Genomic DNA, 19,670 nt, shown 5'->3' with positions numbered 1-19,670 from the left:
GTTATCATGGAGAGTGAATCTAAGTAGAAACGAGTTGGTCGTCATGTGGTCACTTCTCTTCATCCCGCTCGGTGCCATCGTCGGCGCCTTGTCCGGATTCTTCGGCATCGGCGGCGGGGTCATCATCGTCCCGGTGCTGCTCTTTAGTGGTTATTCGGCAGCAGAGGCCGTCGCCACGTCGCTCTTGTTCGTCGTCGGGACGAGCCTGTCCGGCGCGAAGAAACATACGTCGCTCGGTAACGTGTCCTGGTCGACAGGCATCACGGTCGGACTGACCGGCGCCGTCACGGCACAGCTGTCGAGCCGCCTCGTCCTCTCGATCTCGGGGACGTATGATTGGTTACTGAACTTATTTTATCTGGCTATCCTATCTTATTTTGCCGTTACGCTATTAAAGAAAACATCGAAACCGCAGAAGCCGAAAAAATCGACCGTTCTCGCGGGGATGATGATCGGAGCGATGGCCGGACTGTTGTCCGCCCTCCTCGGCATCGGCGGCGGGTTCATCATCGTCCCGCTCCTCGTCAGTTGGCTCGGCTTCACGACGCATCGCGGGGTCGGGACGAGCCTTGCTGCCGTCCTGTTCATCTCGCTCGGCGGACTCGTCGGCTATCTGCCGTCGCTATCGCTCGATTATGTGACGCCGCTTGCCCTCGTCCTCGGGGCGTTCATCGGCGCGCCGATTGGGGCATCCCTCACGGACCGTTACGACGATAAAGAGATTTCGCGGCGCCTCGCTTGGCTCTACCTCGCCGTCATCGCTTCGATTCTCCTCGACCTCGGCGCCACGAGCTTTCCCCCGCTCGCGTACGTGAGCTTGATGGTCCTGCTCGTCTTTCTCGTCGGGATCGCCCTCGACTTCAGACGCCGGATTACCAATCAAAACCACTTTTCATAAGAAAAGTGGCTTTTTTTGCATATTCGGTTTTGAAACGCTTTCATTTGGGGCATATAATGAAGTGGTAAGCCAAATTTAATATGGAAGGAAGGGAGTATCACATGTCAGCATTCGTCAGCGAAATTATTGGTACAATGCTACTCATCTTGCTCGGTAACGGTGTCGTCGCCGGCGTCGTCCTCCGTCATTCGAAAGCGGAGAACGCAGGTTGGGTCGTCATCACGTTCGGTTGGGGCTTCGCCGTTATGATCGGGGTATACGCGGCCGGAATCTATGGAGGGGCTCACTTGAACCCTGCCGTGACGGTCGGTCTCGCGACAGCAGGCTCATTCCCTTGGGCTGATGTGCCAGCGTATATTTTGGCACAATTCATCGGGGCGTTCATCGGGGCCGTCCTCGTGTATGTCCATTACAAGCCGCACTATGATGCGACCGACGACCCGGGCGCCAAATTGGCGACGTTCTCGACGGCACCTGGGATTCGTAGCACGCCGTTCAACGTGATCGGAGAAATCATCGGTACGTTCGTCCTCGTCTTCGGAATTTTATCTTTCGGGGCCAACACGTTCACGGACGGTTTGAATCCGCTTATCGTCGGTTTCCTCGTCGTCTCGATCGGTCTCTCGCTTGGTGGTACAACGGGATATGCCATCAACCCGGCGCGTGACCTCGGACCGCGGATTGCACATGCGATCCTTCCTATCAAAGGCAAAGGCACGTCGGACTGGGGCTACTCATGGATCCCGGTCGTCGGACCGATCATCGGGGCGGTCATCGCCGCATTGCTGTACGGTATTCTCGTACCATAATCTTTCTAATTTCTAAGGAGGCTCTCTCATATGGAGAAAGAAAAACGCTACATCTTAGCACTTGACCAAGGAACGACAAGCTCACGGGCGATCATCTTCGACCACGACGGAAAAATCGTCACGACCGCTCAGCGCGAGTTCAAACAGTACTTCCCTAAGCCAGGCTGGGTCGAGCATAACGCCAATGAGATTTGGGGTTCTGTCCTCGCCGTCATGGCCGAGGCGTTCGGTTCGGCCGACATCGATCCAAAAGAGATCGCAGCTATCGGGATCACGAACCAACGGGAAACAGCCGTCGTCTGGGAGAAGTCGACAGGACGTCCGGTCTATAACGCCGTCGTCTGGCAATCGCGTCAAACAGCCGGTATTTGTGATGAGTTGAAGGAAGCCGGTCATGCCGACTTGTTCCGCGATAAGACAGGCCTCTTGATTGACGCCTACTTCTCAGGCACGAAAGTCAAATGGATCCTCGACAACGTCGAAGGCGCCCGTGAGAAAGCCGAAGCCGGTGACCTCCTCTTCGGAACGATTGACACTTGGCTCATCTGGAAACTGTCAGGCGGCCACGCCCACGTCACGGACTACTCGAACGCGTCACGGACGCTCATGTACAACATCTATGAGCAGAAGTGGGACGATGAGTTGCTCGAGATCTTGACGGTACCGAAGTCGATGCTCCCGGAAGTCAAACCGTCGAGTGAAGTGTACGCCAACACGATCCCGTATCACTTCTTCGGCTTCGAAGTTCCGATCGCCGGCGCGGCCGGTGACCAACAGGCTGCCCTCTTCGGTCAGGCCTGCTTCGAGTCAGGAGAAGGTAAGAACACGTACGGTACAGGTTGCTTCATGCTCATGAACACGGGCGAAGAAGCCGTCAAGTCGGACCATGGTCTGCTCACGACGATTGCGTGGGGTTATGGCGGAAAAGTCGAATACGCGCTCGAAGGTTCGATCTTCGTCGCCGGTTCGGCCATCCAGTGGCTCCGTGACGGGCTCCGTATGCTCAAGTCGGCGAAAGACACGGAACAGTACGCCAACCGCGTCGAGACGACAGACGGCGTCTACGTCGTCCCTGCCTTCGTCGGACTTGGTGCCCCGTATTGGAACTCGGACGTCCGTGGTGCCATCTTCGGCCTCACGCGCGGGACGGAGAAAGAACATTTCGTCCGGGCGACGCTCGAGTCACTCGCCTATCAGACACGCGATGTCTTGACGGCGATGGAACAAGATTCTGGCATCGAGTTGAAGACGCTCCGCGTCGACGGCGGTGCGGTCAACAACAACTTCCTCATGCAGTTCCAAGCGGACATCTTGGACGTCCCGGTCGAACGGCCTGAAGTGAGCGAGACGACGGCTCTTGGTGCCGCCTATCTCGCCGGTCTCGCCGTCGGGTTCTGGAAAGACCAAGCAGAGATCAAACAACAGTGGAAACTTGACCATCAATTCGAACCGAAGATGGACGACGCACACCGCGAAAATCTGTATAAAGGCTGGCAACACGCAGTCGAAGCGACAATGGGCTTCAAACCATCAAAACTTGAACTTTAATTGAACGCACGAAAGGGAGCATCCGCCAAGGATGCTCCCTTTTATAGTTTCCGTAACCGCAGACGCGGGCTCGCCGGTTCGGCGACGAACAAGATGCCGAGCTCGTGCGGGTCGGTCTCGTACATCGCCCGTTGCACGAAACGGATGTCCCCGTTCAAGTTGAGCACCTCGAGCTTGATGTACGGTTTATGCAACTGGAGCGCCTCATAGAAGCTGCTCCCGCCCGTGATGACGGTTCCGTTCACTTTGTAGATCGATTCGCCCGGGATGAGCTGCATCGCCTCGCCCGGTGAGCCCGGGAGCGTGTCGATGATGACCGCTCCTCGGTTGCCGTTGATGAACACCGGCGTCGTCCCTCGATTCTCTCGCTTGATGAGTTGTAGCGCCAACTCATACAACACGAACAGACCGAGCAAGATGTAGGCCGCGTACGGGACGTCGATGGCGTAGGAAGCCCCGAACAAACCGATGGCGATGAGCGCGAGCAGGCCTCGATACAGGCTCAAGCGGCCGAGGAGCGTCCCTGGGAGTGCTCCCGTCGACAGCAGGCTGACCCCGATCGGGATCGGCAAGATGATCGGCACTGGGCCGTCGAGACCGAAGGATGGGGGTAGGAAGACGACAAGCGGGAAGAACCAGAGCCGTTTGACGACGTGGCCGCCGATGAACTGGCCCCGTTTGGACAAGATGAGCGTCGGTGACGTCTCGACCGGACCGTTCCACCGTAAGAGAATCGCCTCCGCGAGCGTCACGACACCGAACACGAGCGCATACACCGGCCAGTCGACCTCGGCCAATCGCTCCATCCACCCTGTCAGTCCCCCATACTCGATGACGTCACGAAGCGCGACTGCCGTCAGCATGATCAAAAACGGGAACGCCGGGCTACTGAAACGCGGGTGCATCGTCAAGACGATAAGCGCGTAAAGCACGCTGAACGTCACGACCCATTCCCAGTTGACGGTCGTCTCGAGCAGAATCAGCGCCGCCGAACCGATGACCGCAAGGAGCAGGCTCGGCCATAGAAAATGGCGCCAGTCCGATTTCGGCGAACGCCGACGCGAGCGGAACATGCCCCGCTCCCGTTTGATGCGCGTCATGGATATGTAAGCGAGGGCGACGAGCGTCGCCCAGAGTAGCGGACTACCGATCAAGGTCAACAAAGCAGTAAAACTCATTCGTAGAACGTCCACACTTGTCCAATCCTTTCCCTAATCCTTATTTTGCAGCTTCTTCGAGCGCGCGATTCAATTGAGTATCGTTCGCCTCGTCTTGAATCTCCTCGAGCAAGCGTGACTCGAGCGCCGACGCCGTCGCTTCATTGACGATCCCGTCTTCCGGCAAGTTGTTGTCGGCTTGGAAGGCACTGACGGCACGGCCCATCGTATCACCGAAATAGCCCGGCTGTCCGCCCGGTTCATAGCCGATGCCCGTCAACACGGTATGCAAGTTCGAGACCGCTTCCCCGTAGTCCCCGACTTTGAGCGTATCCGCGTCGGCGAGGATGCGGGTGACATTGAAGTAGTCCGGTTGATCGACCTCGACGTCCGGTTCGATGCCTTTCTCGTTGATCCAGTTTCCGTCCGGTGTGAGCCATTTGCTCGTCGTCAGCTTCAAGTTGCTGCCGTCCTCTAAATCGAACGCCGTCTGGACGACGCCTTTCCCGAACGTCTTGTTGCCGATGATTGTGGCCCCGGCACCTTCTTTGAGGGCCCCGGCCAGAATTTCAGACGCCGATGCCGACCCTTCGTCCGTCAAGACGAACAAGTCGTACGGCTTCGCTTCCCGGGCACGGCCGCTCTGCGACTCGCGGTCCCCATCCGCATTCTCGATTTGGACGACCGGTTTGTTCGTCGGGACGAATCCTTCGGTCATCTCGATGACGGCAGGAAGCAATCCACCCGGGTTGCCTCGTACGTCGATGATCAGGCTATCGATCCCTTCCGATTCGAGCACCTCGAGCTGCTCTAAAAATTCGTCCGCCGTCGGCTCGGAGAATTGGGTCACCTCGATATAACCAACCTTTTTCCCGTTCTGTTCTTTCACTTCCGAGTAGACGGTCTCAATCGGAATCGTGTCACGTGTGATCTCGTAGTCGGCCTCTTGTCCGCCGCGGCGAATCGTGAGCGTGACGACGGTCCCTTTCTCGCCCCGAATGAGCTGAACTGCCTCTTCGACGGCCATCCCTTCGATTGACTCGCCGTCGACCGCCGTGATGACGTCGCCGGCCCGGAGTCCCGCCTCTTCGGCCGGTGCGCCTTTGATTGGAGCGACGATTAAGATGTCTTCTCCTTTCTTCTCCAAAGTCGCGCCGATTCCTTCAAAACTCGACTCGATCGAATCGGTGAACTGTGACGTCTCTTCGGCGTCGAGGAAGTCCGAGTACGGGTCGTCAAGCGCTCCGGTCATACCGTCGAGCGCTCCCGTCAACAAGTCCTCTTCCGAGATGTCCTTGAGCGAATGCGTCTCGATTAATTGCCGGACTTGGTCGACCTTGTCCCAGCCTTCTGCCTTCGGTTGAATCGGCAACGCCGTATCCGTAAACGCCATCGTCGCGAGCCCTGCACCGGCTCCGGCGACGAACGTGGCGCCGGCTAGTAATCCTGCGGTTGTATTTTTCACGGGTGATTCCCTCTTTTCTCTTTGTCAGTCTTTCATTCAGTATAGCAAAAAGTTCAGAAAAACGGACGCGTTCCACAAATTTGGAACACGTCCGTCTCATCAGTAACCGATATAAGGACCCGGGTCGACCGCATTCGGTTGTCCTGGCGCCCATTGTCCGCGATGTAATTCGAAGTGGAGATGCGGTCCCGTCGACCAGCCCGTGTTGCCGAGCGTACCGACGGTCTGGCCAGCGGACACCGTTTGCCCAGACGAGACCGTGATCGAGTCGAGATGGGCATAGACGGTCGTCCAGACGGCCCCACCGACGATGTGGGAGACGAAGACGACGTTGCCGTATCCGGTCGCCGGCGCCGCCTTGATGACGATGCCTGGTGCCGCCGCGACGATCGGGGTCCCGGTCGCATTGACGAGATCGATGCCGCGATGCGACTCCGCCACGCCTGTCAATGGGTTTTGGCGAGGACCGAACGGGCTCGACACGTAACCGGACACCGGACGGACGAACGAGGTCGCTGGCCCCGACACGTTCGTCGGAGCTTCCGCAGGTGGTGGGGTCGTCGGTGCTGGTGAGGCCGTGGCCTTCTCGTCCGACTGTCCTTTCGCTTCCGCTGCGGCTTTGGCCTCGGCTTGTGCTTTCGCCTCGGCTTCCGCCTTCGCCCGTGCTTCCGCTTCAGCTCGAGCCTGCGCTTCGGCCGCTTCTCGTTCCGCCGTGGCGATCGCTTCGAGCTGCCCTGCGATGATGCGGCTCTGTTCGTTCATGAGCGCCTGCTCTTCGGCACGGCTCATTTTTTCAAGTTCGAGCAGTTCGACCTGTTCGTTCAGCTCCGACAACAAGTCGCGCTTCTGTTCGGCGGCGACGTCGAGCGCTTGTTTCGTCACGACGAGCTCGCGTTCTTTTTGTTTCAAGAATGACAGCTGCGTCCGTTGCCGCGCCTCGAGCGTTTCGAGCCGCTCGACTTCATTCATGTAGGTATGTATGAGGTCCCGGTCCTGCTCCGCGATCGTCTGCGCGGTCAACAGCCGCGTCACGAAGTCTCCGAACGAGCGGGACTCAAAGACGACTTGGAGATAGGACCGGTCCTCGTGTACTTGAAGCACACGAAGACGCTCACTAAGGAGCGCCTTCTGGCTTTCGAGGTACTGCCCTTGGGCAGCGAGTTGATCACGGGTTTCCTCGAGCTCAGTGCGCGCCGCGTCCGCTTCTTCCTGCTGGACGGCGATCTGTTCACTTAATCCCTCGAGACGTTCATTGACGGCGCGAATCTCTGTCGATACCGCGTCGCGTTCCGCCTCGGTGATGTCGAGCTCGGCGTCCGTCTCGTCTTGCGCTTTCTTGGACTCCTCCAATTGATTGGATAGACGATCTTGTCGTGCTTTCAGCGTGTCTTTCTCCGTCGCCATGACCGGCGAGGCAAGTAGCGTCAAACTTAATCCAAGCGCAAGCGAACGTTTCATCCGCCAACTCCTCCTCATATTTAAATTAGATTAGACTTTCAAGAACCGACCGAGTGATGTCGTCGAACCCCAGATCCCGATGAAAGCACCGAGCGCCAAGAGGACGAGCGACACTTGTGTCGTCAGTACCGATGGATCAATCAATTTAAATATATCACTGTTCAGTTGATCTAGCGATGGTTGTAAAGCACTATATGCGACGTCATAACCGAAGTAGATGACGGCGATCGGGATGAGCGCGCCGAGCACACCGAGGAGAAGTCCTTCGATGAAGAACGGCCAGCGAATGAAGCTGTTTTTCGCCCCGACGAGACGCATGATTTCAATCTCGCGACGGCGTGAGAAGATCGTCATCTTGATTGTGTTCGAGATGAGGAACATCGCCATGAGTGTGAGACCGACGATTAACGCAAGTCCACCGATGCGAATCCCATTGAAGAAGGCGAACATCTTATCGATATAGTCCTGTCCGTATGTGACCTTATCGACGTTGTCGAGTGATTGTACCGCTTTTGCAACCGTCTCCGTGTTGAGCGGGTCTGACGCCTTGACGATATAGCGGTCATGGAGCGGGTTGTCTTTCTCGACCGTCCCATAGGCGTTAGCATCTTCCCCGAGTTGGTTACGGAAGTTCTCCAGTTCCTCTTCTTTCGAACTGAACGTGACCGACGCGACGCCAGGAATCTGTTCTAAGTTCTCACCTAAGTTTTCGACCTTCGCTTCTTCCGCGGTCCGGGTGACGAAGACTTGGATTTCGACGTCGTTCTCGACGTTCTCCGAGATCTCATTGACGTTGAACATGACGAGGGCGAACACCCCGACGAGTAACAAGGTGATGGTGACGGCACTGACAGCCGCAAACGTCATCCACCCGTTGCGAAGTGTTCCCTTGAACCCTTCGCGTAGATGACGGATTCCACTTTTAAATATCATAGCCATATGCTCCTTTCTCTTCATCGCGGACGACTTTCCCGTTCTCGATCGCGATGACGCGATGACGAATCTTGTCGACGATATCACGGTTGTGCGTCGCCATGACGATCGTAGCCCCGCGACGGTGAATCTCTTCAAAGACTTCCATGATGCCCCAAGCCGTGTCCGGGTCTAAGTTACCGGTCGGCTCGTCGGCGATGATGAGCTTAGGCTTATTGACGATGGCACGGGCGATCGACACACGTTGCTGCTCCCCACCCGACAGTTCGTCCGGATAGTTGCGCGCCTTGTGCTTCAGGCCGACGAGGTTCAACACGTCCATGACCTGTTTGCGCATCGTGCCCGTGTCGGCTTGAACGACCTCGAGCGCGAACGCGACGTTCTCATATACCGTCAAAGACGGCAACAACTTGTAGTCTTGGAAGATGACGCCGAGTTGACGGCGCAGTTTTGGGACGTGGCGGTTTTTCAGTTTGCCGACGTCGATCCCGTCAATCATGAGCTGGCCGCTCGACGGTTTCTCCTCCCGATAAATCATTTTCATGAACGTCGATTTCCCGGCGCCGGATGGTCCGACGACGTATAGAAATTCGCCGTCTTCAATCTTCAAATCGAGGTCGTCGACTGCGACGACACCGTTTGGATATACTTTGCTGACTTTTTGCATCGATATCATAACGTATTCCCTACCCTTTTTATATATTTTTCATGCATCTATGACGAATTCTGAATTGGTTTCGACGAATTGATTCGTTAAATGAATATTTTCGTCTAGCCTCTGTTCTACACGATAATCAGACGACCTGTCAAGCGACCATATACCAGTCACCCCTATCCAATTCATCGCTGAGGCGATAGTTCAAGCGCCTACAATTATAACAATCGAACTTTTAAATAACCATTACAGGATTGTTTCAGTTGGATTGAGTTCGGTGGGAAATTGTCGAAATGAAGATGGGATTCACGAGATCGACACAGACGGTGAAACGCACATTCAAAAAGGCACTCGCGGACGCGAGTGCCTTAGTCAAATCACGAGTTTCCCGTGCCTTGATTATTTTTTCTCAGCGAGCCAAGCCGCGACCGCTGTGATTTCTTCGTCTTTCTCGATCACGTTCGCAGGCATGGCGCCTTTCCCGTTTTTGATAATTTCTTCGATTTCACTAGCCGACAGACGTGAACCGACGTCCGAAAGTTTCGGGCCGCTCATACCTTCTAAGTTCGCACCGTGGCACGCCGCACAGTTTTGAGCGTAGACCGCTTCCGCGTCGACCGACGCCGTGTTCGCGCCGTCCCCGTTGCTCGTCGACTCTTCTTCATCGCCACCGCCGCACGCACCGAGCGTGAGCATGGCGCCAAGTCCAATCGCCATCATCCATTTCTTCATAATCAGGTTCCCCTCCTAAGTTGTAGAAATAACCTACTTTTACCATTATAGCCGTTATGAACCGCTTTCTAACCTAATCTCATGAAAAATACACAAAGATTCCACAACTTACGGCACGTTGATATAGCGTTTGTCGGACGTGAATCCTTGCCCCATCACCTCGTGCGCCTCGCTGAAGATGAGGAACGCATCGGGATCGATGCGACGGATGATTTCTTTCAGACGACTCACTTCGTTTTGGCGGACGACAACGAGAAGCATTGGTCGCTCGAGACGCGAGTACGCCCCGATCGCCTGGATCTCCGTCGCGCCCCGGTCGAGCTCGTCGAAGACGGCGCGCGTGATGATGTCCCGCTTCTCCGAGATGACGTATGCCATCTTGTCCTGCGTGAAGCCGAGCTGGACGAAGTCGATCATCTTGATTGTGATGAACAGCGCGATGAGTGCGTACAGTCCCGTCGTGAACGAGAACGTGACCGCAGCGACGAGGACGACCGCCCCATCGAGGATGGCGATACAGAGATAGAGCGGGATGTGGGTGAATTTATGTAGGATTTGCGCGAGCAAATCCATTCCCCCGGTCGAGGCCCGTCCCCGGAAGATGAGCCCGAGACCGATGCCGACGCCGGCCCCGCCGAAGATGGCTGCGAGCAGCGTGTCATTGACAGCCGCTCCCGCGTCGATCGCTTCATAAAATAAGATCACGCCCGGCAAAAAGATTGACCCGACGAGCGACTTGACGCCGAAGCCGAGCCCGAGGATCATCCAGCCGACGAGGAGGAGCAACACGTTCGATACGAGCTGGAACGCCCCTGGCGAGATGTTGAACAGCTCGTACGTGATGATCGAGATCCCGCTGACGCCGCCCGAGGCGAGGTTGTTCGGCAATAGGAACAAGCTGAACGCCGAGGCGACGAAGACAGACCCGGTCAATAAATAGATGTAGTCTTTGACGATTTGCTTCATTAAAGGTTTTCTCCTCTACATACAACGTGGCCCAAAGACGTCAGTCCTTGAGCCACTTGCATCACATATTTGTCTTGCGGAGGTAAGCGTCGACGAAGCCCATGATGTCCCCATCCATGACGCCGCCCGTGTTCCCGACCTCATAGCTCGTGCGGTGGTCTTTGACCATCGCGTACGGGTGGAAGACGTACGAGCGGATTTGGCTGCCCCAGCCGATGTCTGTTTTCTCGCCGCGGATCTCATCGAGCTTGCGTTGCTGCTCGTCGAGTTCGCGTTGATACAGTTTCGCTTTAAGCATCTTCATCGCCGCTTCGCGGTTCTTGATTTGCGAACGTTCAGCCTGACACGAGACGACGACACCTGTCGGCACGTGCGTGATCCGGACGGCCGAATCGGTCGTGTTGATGTGCTGACCGCCGGCACCTGACGCGCGGTACGTGTCGATGCGGAGGTCTTCCGTCTTCACTTCGATCTCAATGTCGTCATTGAACTCCGGCATGACATCGCACGAGACGAACGATGTATGACGGCGGCCTGACGAGTCGAACGGCGAGATTCGGACCAATCGGTGAATCCCTTTCTCCGCTTTCAAATAGCCGTAGGCGTTATGCCCGACGATACGGAGCGTGACCGACTTGACGCCGGCCTCTTCGCCCGCAAGGTAGTCGACCGTCTCGACTTTCCAGCCTTGCTTGTCAGCGAAACGTTGATACATGCGCAGAAGCATCGATGCCCAGTCTTGCGACTCGGTACCGCCCGCCCCCGGGTGCAACTCGAGGATCGCGTTGTTCGCGTCATACGGTCCGTTCAAGAGGATCTCAAGTTCGAACGCGTCGAAATCGGCCTTGAGCGCCGTCACCATTTCCGCGAGTTCTTCTTGCATCTCAGCGTCCGGCTCTTCTTTGATGAGTTCAAGCGTGACTTCGCCGTCCTCATGGCCGTCCGCAAGCTGTTGATACTTGTCGACCATCGCTTTGAGCGCGTTCGACTCGTCGATAACTTTTTGCGCCTTCTCTTGGCTGTCCCAGAAGTCCGGGTACGTCATCTCGTTCTCAAGCTCGGCGATGCGGGCCTGCTTCTCTGTCAGGTTGAGCGATTGGCGATAATTCTCGAGGCGTTTCGCCATCGCCTCGAGTTCGTTGCGAATATCTGAAATTTCCATAGTGTAGGTCACCTTTCCGTAGGAAAGAGGCGAGCGGGCTCGCCTCTTTCAAAATTAAGCCTGTTGTTTGCCGTGGCAGTTTTTGAACTTCTTGCCTGAACCACACCAGCACGGGTCGTTACGCCCGAGCCGTTGGTCTTCAGAGCGACGGACCGGCTTTTTCTTCACCGGCGTGTCGTCCTTGCCAGACACCGCCACTTCCTCCTCGACGACTTTCTCGCGTCGGAGGTTGTCGCCGACTTCGGCACGGAGCACGAAGCCGGTCACTTCTTCGGAGATGGCCACGTTCATCGCATCGAACATGTTGATCCCTTCCGCCTGATACTCACGGAGCGGGTCGTTCTGCCCGTAAGCGCGCAAATGAATCCCTTGACGAAGCTGGTCCATATGGTCGATGTGCGCCATCCAGTGCGAATCGACGGCACGGAGAACGATGATTTTCTCGAACTCGTTGAAGCGTTCCGGCGGCGCGAGTTGGCGTTTCGCCTCATACTGCGCGTTCGTGCGTTCAGCGAGGAGCTCGATGATCTCTTCGCGCTCTTTGCCGAAGAAGTCCTTGCCTTCGACCGGTTGCTCGAGAGCGAGCGTCTGGTTGGCCCAGTGCGCGAGTTCCTCGATGTTCCACTCTTCCGGCACGAGTTCGAGCGGCGTATATTGCGCCACGCCCGTCTCGACCGTCTCTTGAATCATCGAACGGACGATGTCCGTGACCGATTCGTTCTCGAGGATGCTGGCCCGGTCTTTGTACATGACTTTCCGTTGGTCGGCCATGACGTTATCGTAGCCGAGGAGCTGCTTCCGTGCGTCGTAGTTGTTGCCTTCGACACGTTTTTGGGCCGACTCGACCGCTTTCGAGACCATGCGGCTCTCAATCGGTTGCGTGTCGTCCATGCCGAGGCGCTCCATCATGCTCTGGAGGCTGTCGGTACCGAAGCGGCGCATAAGCTCGTCTTCGAGTGACAAGTAGAACTGGGATTTACCCGGGTCCCCTTGTCGTCCGGCCCGTCCACGGAGCTGGTTGTCGATTCGGCGTGATTCATGGCGCTCGGTCCCGACGATGTATAATCCGCCGAGCTCGATGACGCCTTCGCCGAGCTTGATGTCGGTACCGCGTCCGGCCATGTTCGTCGCGATCGTGACCGAACCTTTTTGTCCGGCGTTCTCGACGATTTCGGCCTCACGCGCGTGGTTCTTCGCGTTCAACACTTCGTGTTTGACCTTCTTCTTCGAGAGGAGCTTGCTCAAATACTCCGACGTCTCGACGGCGACCGTCCCGACGAGGACCGGTTGTCCCGTCGCGTGGGCTGCCATGATTTCGTCGACGACGGCTTTGAACTTGCCTTCCATCGATTTGAAGATGAGGTCCGAACGGTCTTCCCGAAGGATCGGTTTGTTCGTCGGGATCGTCACGACCTGCATGTTGTAGATGTTACGGAACTCTTCTTCCTCCGTCTTCGCCGTCCCGGTCATCCCGGCCAGCTTCTCATACATGCGGAAGTAGTTCTGATACGTGATCGTCGCGAGCGTCATCGATTCGCGTTGAATCTCGACGCCTTCTTTCGCCTCGATCGCCTGGTGCAACCCTTCCGAGTAGCGACGTCCGTCCATGACCCGACCCGTGAACTGGTCGATGATCATGACTTGGCCGTCGCGGACCATATAGTCGACGTCATGATGCATGACGGCGTTGGCACGAAGGGCGAGCCCGACGTGGTGGTTGACCGAGACGTGCTCGATTGCGAACAAGTTGTCGATGCCGAAGAACTTCTCGGCAAGGTCGACCCCTTTGTCCGTCAAGAGGACCGATTTCGTTTTCACGTCGACCGTGTAGTCGTCCTCGATCTTGAGCGTCCGCACAAACGCGTCGGCCCGTGTATAGAGCTCTGTCGATTTTTGAGCCGATCCCGAGATGATGAGCGGGGTCCGCGCCTCATCGACGAGAATCGAGTCGACTTCATCGACGATCGTGAAGTAGAGCTCGCGTTGGACACGGTCTTCTTTATAAAGGACCATGTTGTCACGCAAATAATCGAAACCGAGTTCGTTGTTCGTCGAGTACGTGATGTCACAGTTGTAAGCCGCCTGCTTTTCGACGCGGTCCATGTTCGACACGTTGAGGCCGACCGAGAGACCGAGCGCAAAGTAGAGCGGTTCCATGAGTTCTTTGTCACGGCGGGCCAAGTATTCGTTGACCGTCACGACGTGGACGCCGCGGCCCGTGAGCGCGTTCAAGTACACCGGGAGGGTCGCGACGAGCGTCTTCCCTTCCCCGGTCTTCATCTCGGCGATGTCGCCGTTATGGAGCACGTAGCCCCCGATGAGCTGGACACGGTAGTGGCGCATGCCGAGCACGCGCTCGGACGCCTCGCGGCAGACCGCGAACGCTTCTGGCAAAATATCGTCAAGCGTCTCGCCCTTGTCCAAACGCTCCCGGAACTCAATCGACTTCGCCTGAAGTGCTTCATCAGACAATGCCTTAATCGGTTCGGCGAACGACTCGACGAGGTCGGCCGCTTTTTCTGCTTTTTTCAATACTCGTTTCTGTGGAGCAAATAAATCTTTCAAAAAGTTCGCCATACGCTTTATCTCCTCTGCATTCACTAAAAAATGCATGTTTTTTCCCTAATGTACAGTTTAACCGAAGTGACCCTTGCTTTCAAGGAAAGGCAAAAGGAAACGGCCCTCCGAGTCGGAGGGCCGTGTGGTTTCAAGGTTGAATTATTCTGGTTCAATCAAGCCGTATTTGCCGTCTTTACGACGGTAGACGACGTTCGTGTTGCCCGTCTCTGCGTCTGAGAAGACGAAGAAGCTGTGTCCGAGCATGTCCATCTGAAGAATCGCTTCTTCCGTGTCCATCGGTTTGAGCGTGAAACGCTTCGTCCGCACGAGTTCGAGTTCTGCCTCGTCCTCGTCATAGACGACCACGTCTTCGGGACCTTCGAGTGATTTGAAGTACTCGCCGATACCGCCATCTTTGGCACGCGATTTACGGTTGAGTTTCGTTTTGTGTTTACGGATTTGACGTTCCAATTTGTCGACGACGAGGTCAATTGCCGCGTACATATCGAGGTTAGTCTCCTCAGCACGGAGCAACAAGTTCGGCATCGGGATCGTCACTTCCACTTTTTGTTTCTCATTGTACACTTTCAAGTTGACGTAAGCCGTCTGTGCATCCGTAGGAGTTGTGAAATACCGAGTCAATTTGTCCAGCTTTTTCTCGACATAGTCTTGGATGGCTGGTGTGACTTCAATGTTTTCGCCGCGAATGTTATAAATCATCTGAACTCCTCCTTAAAATAACCGCTTGACCCAATGATTCGTCAGATTGGACCGAATCTCCTGCTTCATTTCTGAAAAGAAAGTGGAACCAGGTGGCTCATATATAGTATACCCCGAATCCGAATCGTTTGAAAACGTTATCATCAGAAAATAATGACAATTTTGTTCCGACAGGTCCGTCTTCCACGTGAATCGGTGGTATAGAAACAAACTACCCGTTCTGCCCGTTCTTAAACGCGATTTTGATTGGGAAGGACATTATGTGAGAAAAACAAAAAAGTCGGCCCCGTTAGGAGCCGACTCGTGGTTCGAAATTATAATTTTGTAACGTTAGCCGCTTGTGGGCCACGCTCGCCATCAACGATTTCAAACTCTACCTCTTGACCTTCGTCAAGTGATTTGTAGCCGTCAGTTTGGATTGCTGAGAAGTGTACGAATACGTCTTTGCCGCCTTCTACTTCGATGAATCCAAAACCTTTTTCTGAGTTAAACCATTTTACTTTACCTACCATGTGTAAATCCATTCCTTTCACCATTGAAGAATACAGAGGCTTTCCCTCTATCGGTAATCTTACCACCTTCTTGCAGGCGTGACAAACACTTTCTCAATTTTTTGTAAACGAATACGTATTTGGCTTACATTGGAATTATATTTCCCTACTTTTCATATCGACTCGTTGAATTTACATATTTTGTGATATATCATGAAAGGGATGATTTAGGTTTGTATCCACCTGTTATGGCCTAGCCCAAAAATCTAATACGAAAAGGATGGTGCAGCTGTATGCGCCCCTACCATTCCGAAGAGAAATACCGGATCACGAAACGGACTGTGGCGATTTTGCCATGTCGAGACATGACGATGCAGTCGCGAGTCATTCTGGAGGACGGATCTGAGATCATGACGCCGCTCCGGCCCTACCAGCTGTTGCAGCTCTCGTGCCGCCAGTACAGCAGTTCGATCGAGGAACGCATCTTCGTTGCCAAGCGCGTCGCCGGTGTCAAAGGCAAAGTGCCTGTCGTCATCGAACCGACGTCCGGGCTCGTCTTCTTCCCGACGAAGTCCCCGAAGCGCCCTGATTGCGAATGGTACGCCTGGTCCCACATCCGTGACATCTCGAGTGACTCGCTAGAGCCGAACGGCTCGGTCGTCACCCAGGACGGGCACAGGATCCAAACGAACGCGACCGCGTATGTCCTCCGCAACCAGCTGAAAGCGACGGGCGAACTCGTCGCTCGGTTCCAACAATTGAACCAGAGCGCAACGCTCAACTCTTGACCCTTCCGTCGAATCGACGGGAGGTTTTTTTCTGTCGGTTTCGCTTCACTTTTTGAAAAAGAGGTCGATATATTGGTCGAGGTGACAACTATGCAAATCCAAGCCCCCATGACCGCGACCGTCGCGGTCACAGCCGGCATCCAGACGAATCGCATCTATAAAGCCGAGCTCGTCAAACAGACCGGACCCGACTCCGGGATCGTCAAAATCAATGGCGAGCACGTCGAGGTCACGTTCGAGGACGGGCTCCCGAAGACGAACCCGTTCCAATTGACGCTCGCCGAGCAAGACGGCCAGCTCATCGGGACGATCGTCGTCAAGCCTGAGCCGGAGATGCCGGACACTTCGACCGGCCAACCGGTGAAACTCGATACAAAAATCCAGGCGTTGCTCGCTTCGCTACCGCACGAGGTGCGGATCGCCGTCAGCCGCCTGCTCCAATCAGGACGGTTACCGATGAACGAGGACACGGTGCGACTGCTCGAAACCGTCTTTAAAGGTGACCTGCGCGATGCGGTCCTTTGGCTAAAGACGATCGAGGCCCCGACGCTCCCGCGTGACGTCGCACGCGACATCGCCGTCGCGTCATTAGATGAAGCGAGACAACTGGTGACTCGTCCGGCGCCCGACGCCCCCTACCCGCAGAAAGAACGCTTCATCGAGCACGTCAACTTGTCGCGTCCCGTCAGCGAACGTTTGACACCGACACCGGAGACGGTCGACCGACTCATCAAGGAATTGCCGGAGCCGCGCCCGACGCGAATCGAGCCGCGCGAGGCGTTACCGCCCGTTCTCGGCCGACCAGTGCTCGTCAAAGAAGTGACGACACACCTCGCGACCGTGACGAACACGTTCCGAAACGAGCAAGTGACGGTCACGAAACAGCTCGGCCAAGTCGCCGCCCTCGTCGAGACGAACCCGCATCAGGCGCGCCCCGCGCTCGAGACGGTGTCGACCCGGCTGACGCAACTCATCCAAAAGACGGACGCCCTGTTACATACGAGCGCGACCCAAGAGAAGGCGCTCGTCGCGATGACGGCGAAGCTCGACGTCGCCCTCGGGTTGCTGTCGACGAAACCGGCCGAGAGTGCCGCGCTCATTAAAGAAGTGCGCGCCAGCTTGAACGAGTTCCGCTACGTGCCGAACCACGTCCGGCTCGAATATATCCCGCACCAGGCGACCCGCGCCGGCGAACTGCCGCGCGTCACGCCGTTCAAGGTCGACCCGAACTTATCCGGCCGCGTCATCCAAGAGACGGCGCAGCGCGTCCAGGCGTCAACATTGTCATTGAAAGCTGACGCGGCGACACCTGAAGCACAGCGGCTCGCCTCGTTCTTCCAAGTCCAACAGACGCTGAATCGGCTCGACGGCGGACAGCTCCAGCAGCTCATCCTCGCCTTGCCGGCGAAAGTCCAAGAGATCGACACCGGCATCCACGTCCATATCCAAAACCGTGAGGCCGGCGACGTCGTCGACTGGGAGAACAGTGTGCTCTATATCCGACTCGAGACACCACGTCTCGGAGAGATCGGCGTCAAACTCGAGGCGATCGACCGGAATCTTCGGCTCACGCTCGAACACGATGACCCGGTCGTCGAGACGCTCGCCAAGCCGCTTCTCGGCAAGATCGAGACGACGCTCGAGGCGATCGGTTACCGGAGCGTGACGACCCAGTTCCGCCCACTGACGAAGACGGACCGACCGGAGACCGAGCGTCCGACGCTCGAGACGACCGGCTATGATTTCCGCATCTAGGAGGCTGTTATGTATCAACGTATGGATTTGACGAAACGAAAGACGGCCGCCGTCGTCCGCTATGACGAGACGATCGACCGGGCCCCGGTCATCGTCGCCCGCGGGACAGGCGCCGTCGCCGATAAAATTTTAGATGAGGCAAGATCGCGCGGCGTCGCCATCGAGCACGACCACTCGCTCCTTGGCCACCTGCTCGACCTTGACCTCGGGGATGCGATTCCCCCTCAGCTGTATGACGTCATGGCCGAAGTGCTATTACTGATCGAAGAACTCGACACCATCAAAGGAGACCCATCATGAACCCGAACCGACTATACGAAATGAGCCCGCAAGAGCTGACCCAAGCGATGCTCCACGCGCTCGTCTACCACTATGAACAAGCCAGGACGGCGACGATCGCCGAACGCAACCGCCACTTGCGCCAAGCACGCGAACTGCTCGCGAAGCTCCATCAAGGACTCCACGACGGTGGCGGCATCATCTCAGCGCAACTCGACGAGCTTTACCTCTATATGGCGAAATCGAGCCTCGAGGCGTTGATCGAACAAGACATGGACAAAATCGAGGAGCTTCACGGTCTCGCGACCGAGCTCGACAAGACGTGGGGCGAGGCGATTGAAAACGCTCGTCTTCAACCCGTACCTTCAGGAGGAAACCGTTATGAAAATTACCAATAACGTGCAAGCACTCAAAGCGTACTCGTCGCTCACGCTCAACCAGGCGACGATGAAAAAGACGATGGACCGTCTCTCGAGCGGTGTCCGCATCAATAAGGCGTCCGACGACGCGGCCGGGCTCGCTATCTCCGAGAAGATGCGTATACGGCTCGATTCGTTATCGATGGCCGAACGCAACACACTCGACGGCATCTCGCTCACGCAGACGCTCGAAGGCGGGATGAATGAGACACACGCCCTCCTGCAACGGATGCGCGAACTGTCGGTTCAAGCGGCCAATGGGACATTGAGTGAAGATGACGCGAAAGCCGTCCAAGAAGAGATTGACGCGTTGACAGAAGAAGTGACCCGTATTGCTGAGACGACTGAGTTCAACTCGAAGAAAATTATGAACGGCGAATACACGGTAACGAACGCCTCGATTTTCTTCCAGCTCGGCGCCGGTAGCGGTGAAGGCGTCACCGTTAGCGTTGAAGATATGCGCGCCCACGCGCTCGGGATCACGGCGACGACAGCAGGCGGCGGCGCACTGACGCCTGTAGACGATGACAACGATACGACGACACCGGGCACGACGTATTACGCGCTCAGCGTGCTCACGCCAGCTGATGCGGATGACGCAATCGCCCAGTTCGACGCGGCTATCAATAAAGTCTCACTTGAGCGCTCGAAGCTCGGGGCTATCCAAAACCGTTTAGAAGCGAACGTCGGTGTCGTATCGATTGGTTCTGAGAACTTGACCGCGTCCGAGTCACGCATCCGCGACGCCGACATGGCTCGCGAGATGATGGATTTCGCCCGTCTCAACATCTTGAACCAGTCCGGCATGGCGATGATCGCCCAGTCGAACGCGTTGCCGCAAGGCGTGTTACAATTATTGAACTAAGCTAAAGAAAG

Annotated in this window: 19 protein-coding genes; 8 read left to right on the top strand and 11 right to left on the bottom strand. The window is 56.2% G+C overall.

Features of this window, described 5'->3' with window-relative positions; all coding sequences use genetic code 11:
• The first annotated feature begins 43 nt into the window (after window positions 1-43).
• The 3 genes from KNP75_RS03670 (at window position 44) to glpK (ending at window position 3,255) form a co-directional block, all read left to right on the top strand.
• Window positions 44-898, top strand: a complete 855-nt coding sequence (locus KNP75_RS03670; protein WP_215189894.1) for a sulfite exporter TauE/SafE family protein — start codon at window positions 44-46, stop codon at window positions 896-898.
• A gap of 101 nt (window positions 899-999) precedes the next feature.
• The gene (locus KNP75_RS03665) at window positions 1,000-1,707 is read left to right on the top strand and encodes an MIP/aquaporin family protein (RefSeq protein ID WP_034778546.1); all 708 of its coding nucleotides are present in this window, start codon (window positions 1,000-1,002) and stop codon (window positions 1,705-1,707) included.
• 30 nt (window positions 1,708-1,737) lie between these two features.
• Window positions 1,738-3,255 carry a glycerol kinase GlpK gene (gene glpK, locus KNP75_RS03660; RefSeq protein ID WP_215189893.1) on the top strand — a complete coding sequence of 506 codons (1,518 nt, stop codon included), beginning with the start codon at window positions 1,738-1,740 and terminating at the stop codon, window positions 3,253-3,255.
• A gap of 41 nt (window positions 3,256-3,296) precedes the next feature.
• On the opposite strand, the gene KNP75_RS03655 is transcribed toward glpK, so the two are convergent.
• The 11 genes from KNP75_RS03655 to cspD all read right to left on the bottom strand — a co-directional run bounded on the left by KNP75_RS03655 (window position 3,297) and on the right by cspD (window position 15,574).
• Window positions 3,297-4,433, bottom strand: a complete 1,137-nt coding sequence (locus tag KNP75_RS03655) for a PDZ domain-containing protein (RefSeq protein WP_215189892.1) — start codon at window positions 4,431-4,433, stop codon at window positions 3,297-3,299.
• A gap of 40 nt (window positions 4,434-4,473) precedes the next feature.
• On the bottom strand, window positions 4,474-5,877 hold the full coding sequence (locus KNP75_RS03650; protein WP_215189891.1) for a S41 family peptidase: 1,404 nt from the start codon (window positions 5,875-5,877) through the stop codon (window positions 4,474-4,476).
• Window positions 5,878-5,976: 99 nt separating this feature from the next.
• A complete protein-coding gene (locus tag KNP75_RS03645) occupies window positions 5,977-7,335 on the bottom strand; it encodes a murein hydrolase activator EnvC family protein (RefSeq protein WP_034778550.1) in 1,359 nt (452 codons plus the stop codon).
• Window positions 7,336-7,365: 30 nt separating this feature from the next.
• Window positions 7,366-8,268, bottom strand: a complete 903-nt coding sequence (ftsX, locus tag KNP75_RS03640) for a permease-like cell division protein FtsX (protein ID WP_215189890.1) — start codon at window positions 8,266-8,268, stop codon at window positions 7,366-7,368.
• On the bottom strand, window positions 8,258-8,944 hold the full coding sequence (ftsE, locus tag KNP75_RS03635) for a cell division ATP-binding protein FtsE (protein ID WP_214707244.1): 687 nt from the start codon (window positions 8,942-8,944) through the stop codon (window positions 8,258-8,260). Before ftsE ends, ftsX begins: the two co-directional genes overlap by 11 nt.
• A gap of 378 nt (window positions 8,945-9,322) precedes the next feature.
• A complete protein-coding gene (gene cccB / locus KNP75_RS03630; protein WP_034778559.1) occupies window positions 9,323-9,655 on the bottom strand; it encodes a cytochrome c551 in 333 nt (110 codons plus the stop codon).
• Between the two features lie 108 nt (window positions 9,656-9,763).
• Complete coding sequence (locus tag KNP75_RS03625) at window positions 9,764-10,621, bottom strand: YitT family protein (RefSeq protein ID WP_034778561.1); 858 nt, start codon at window positions 10,619-10,621, stop codon at window positions 9,764-9,766.
• Window positions 10,622-10,682: 61 nt separating this feature from the next.
• The gene (gene prfB / locus KNP75_RS03620; RefSeq protein WP_214753859.1) at window positions 10,683-11,783 is read right to left on the bottom strand and encodes a peptide chain release factor 2; all 1,101 of its coding nucleotides are present in this window, start codon (window positions 11,781-11,783) and stop codon (window positions 10,683-10,685) included.
• Between the two features lie 54 nt (window positions 11,784-11,837).
• Window positions 11,838-14,360 carry a preprotein translocase subunit SecA gene (gene secA / locus KNP75_RS03615; protein ID WP_215189889.1) on the bottom strand — a complete coding sequence of 841 codons (2,523 nt, stop codon included), beginning with the start codon at window positions 14,358-14,360 and terminating at the stop codon, window positions 11,838-11,840.
• A gap of 141 nt (window positions 14,361-14,501) precedes the next feature.
• The gene (gene hpf / locus KNP75_RS03610; RefSeq protein WP_021065412.1) at window positions 14,502-15,062 is read right to left on the bottom strand and encodes a ribosome hibernation-promoting factor, HPF/YfiA family; all 561 of its coding nucleotides are present in this window, start codon (window positions 15,060-15,062) and stop codon (window positions 14,502-14,504) included.
• A 314-nt stretch (window positions 15,063-15,376) separates the two neighbouring features.
• Window positions 15,377-15,574, bottom strand: coding sequence for a cold-shock protein CspD (cspD, locus tag KNP75_RS03605; protein ID WP_021065411.1), 198 nt, complete (start codon window positions 15,572-15,574; stop codon window positions 15,377-15,379).
• Window positions 15,575-15,846: 272 nt separating this feature from the next.
• Here cspD and KNP75_RS03600 point away from each other — a divergent pair, with 272 nt between their 5' ends.
• From KNP75_RS03600 to KNP75_RS03580, 5 genes are all read left to right on the top strand, one after another.
• Window positions 15,847-16,341, top strand: a complete 495-nt coding sequence (locus KNP75_RS03600) for a competence protein ComK (RefSeq protein WP_215189888.1) — start codon at window positions 15,847-15,849, stop codon at window positions 16,339-16,341.
• Window positions 16,342-16,431: 90 nt separating this feature from the next.
• A complete protein-coding gene (locus KNP75_RS03595) occupies window positions 16,432-18,096 on the top strand; it encodes a hypothetical protein (protein ID WP_251128185.1) in 1,665 nt (554 codons plus the stop codon).
• A 9-nt stretch (window positions 18,097-18,105) separates the two neighbouring features.
• Window positions 18,106-18,396 carry an EscU/YscU/HrcU family type III secretion system export apparatus switch protein gene (locus KNP75_RS03590; protein WP_029595031.1) on the top strand — a complete coding sequence of 97 codons (291 nt, stop codon included), beginning with the start codon at window positions 18,106-18,108 and terminating at the stop codon, window positions 18,394-18,396.
• Entirely contained in the window at window positions 18,393-18,773 is a 381-nt protein-coding gene (locus KNP75_RS03585) for a flagellar export chaperone FliS (RefSeq protein ID WP_215189887.1), read from the top strand. Before KNP75_RS03590 ends, KNP75_RS03585 begins: the two co-directional genes overlap by 4 nt.
• Window positions 18,757-19,659 (top strand): flagellin N-terminal helical domain-containing protein, encoded by a 903-nt coding sequence (locus tag KNP75_RS03580; RefSeq protein ID WP_215189886.1) that lies wholly within the window; start codon window positions 18,757-18,759, stop codon window positions 19,657-19,659. Before KNP75_RS03585 ends, KNP75_RS03580 begins: the two co-directional genes overlap by 17 nt.
• Window positions 19,660-19,670 lie beyond the last annotated feature (11 nt).

It is taken from the genome of Exiguobacterium sp. s6, from assembly GCF_018618155.1.
Taxonomy (GTDB): domain Bacteria; phylum Bacillota; class Bacilli; order Exiguobacteriales; family Exiguobacteriaceae; genus Exiguobacterium; species Exiguobacterium mexicanum_A.
Note: the sequence above shows the minus strand (reverse complement) of the source record. Positions and strands in the feature narration are given on the sequence as shown.

Bases quoted from the DNA above. Each gene is read 5' to 3' on its own strand.
- KNP75_RS03670 (WP_215189894.1), top strand. From the start codon at position 44: ATGTGGTCACTTCTCTTCATCCCGCTCGGTGCCATCGTCGGCGCCTTG.
- KNP75_RS03665 (WP_034778546.1), top strand. From the start codon at position 1,000: ATGTCAGCATTCGTCAGCGAAATTATTGGTACAATGCTACTCATCTTG.
- glpK (WP_215189893.1), top strand. From the start codon at position 1,738: ATGGAGAAAGAAAAACGCTACATCTTAGCACTTGACCAAGGAACGACA.
- KNP75_RS03655 (WP_215189892.1), bottom strand. From the start codon at position 4,433: ATGAGTTTTACTGCTTTGTTGACCTTGATCGGTAGTCCGCTACTCTGG.
- KNP75_RS03645 (WP_034778550.1), bottom strand. From the start codon at position 7,335: ATGAAACGTTCGCTTGCGCTTGGATTAAGTTTGACGCTACTTGCCTCG.
- ftsX (WP_215189890.1), bottom strand. From the start codon at position 8,268: ATGATATTTAAAAGTGGAATCCGTCATCTACGCGAAGGGTTCAAGGGA.
- ftsE (WP_214707244.1), bottom strand. From the start codon at position 8,944: ATGATATCGATGCAAAAAGTCAGCAAAGTATATCCAAACGGTGTCGTC.
- cccB (WP_034778559.1), bottom strand. From the start codon at position 9,655: ATGAAGAAATGGATGATGGCGATTGGACTTGGCGCCATGCTCACGCTC.
- KNP75_RS03625 (WP_034778561.1), bottom strand. From the start codon at position 10,621: ATGAAGCAAATCGTCAAAGACTACATCTATTTATTGACCGGGTCTGTC.
- prfB (WP_214753859.1), bottom strand. From the start codon at position 11,783: ATGGAAATTTCAGATATTCGCAACGAACTCGAGGCGATGGCGAAACGC.
- secA (WP_215189889.1), bottom strand. From the start codon at position 14,360: ATGGCGAACTTTTTGAAAGATTTATTTGCTCCACAGAAACGAGTATTG.
- hpf (WP_021065412.1), bottom strand. From the start codon at position 15,062: ATGATTTATAACATTCGCGGCGAAAACATTGAAGTCACACCAGCCATC.
- cspD (WP_021065411.1), bottom strand. From the start codon at position 15,574: ATGGTAGGTAAAGTAAAATGGTTTAACTCAGAAAAAGGTTTTGGATTC.
- KNP75_RS03600 (WP_215189888.1), top strand. From the start codon at position 15,847: ATGCGCCCCTACCATTCCGAAGAGAAATACCGGATCACGAAACGGACT.
- KNP75_RS03595 (WP_251128185.1), top strand. From the start codon at position 16,432: ATGCAAATCCAAGCCCCCATGACCGCGACCGTCGCGGTCACAGCCGGC.
- KNP75_RS03590 (WP_029595031.1), top strand. From the start codon at position 18,106: ATGTATCAACGTATGGATTTGACGAAACGAAAGACGGCCGCCGTCGTC.
- KNP75_RS03585 (WP_215189887.1), top strand. From the start codon at position 18,393: ATGAACCCGAACCGACTATACGAAATGAGCCCGCAAGAGCTGACCCAA.
- KNP75_RS03580 (WP_215189886.1), top strand. From the start codon at position 18,757: ATGAAAATTACCAATAACGTGCAAGCACTCAAAGCGTACTCGTCGCTC.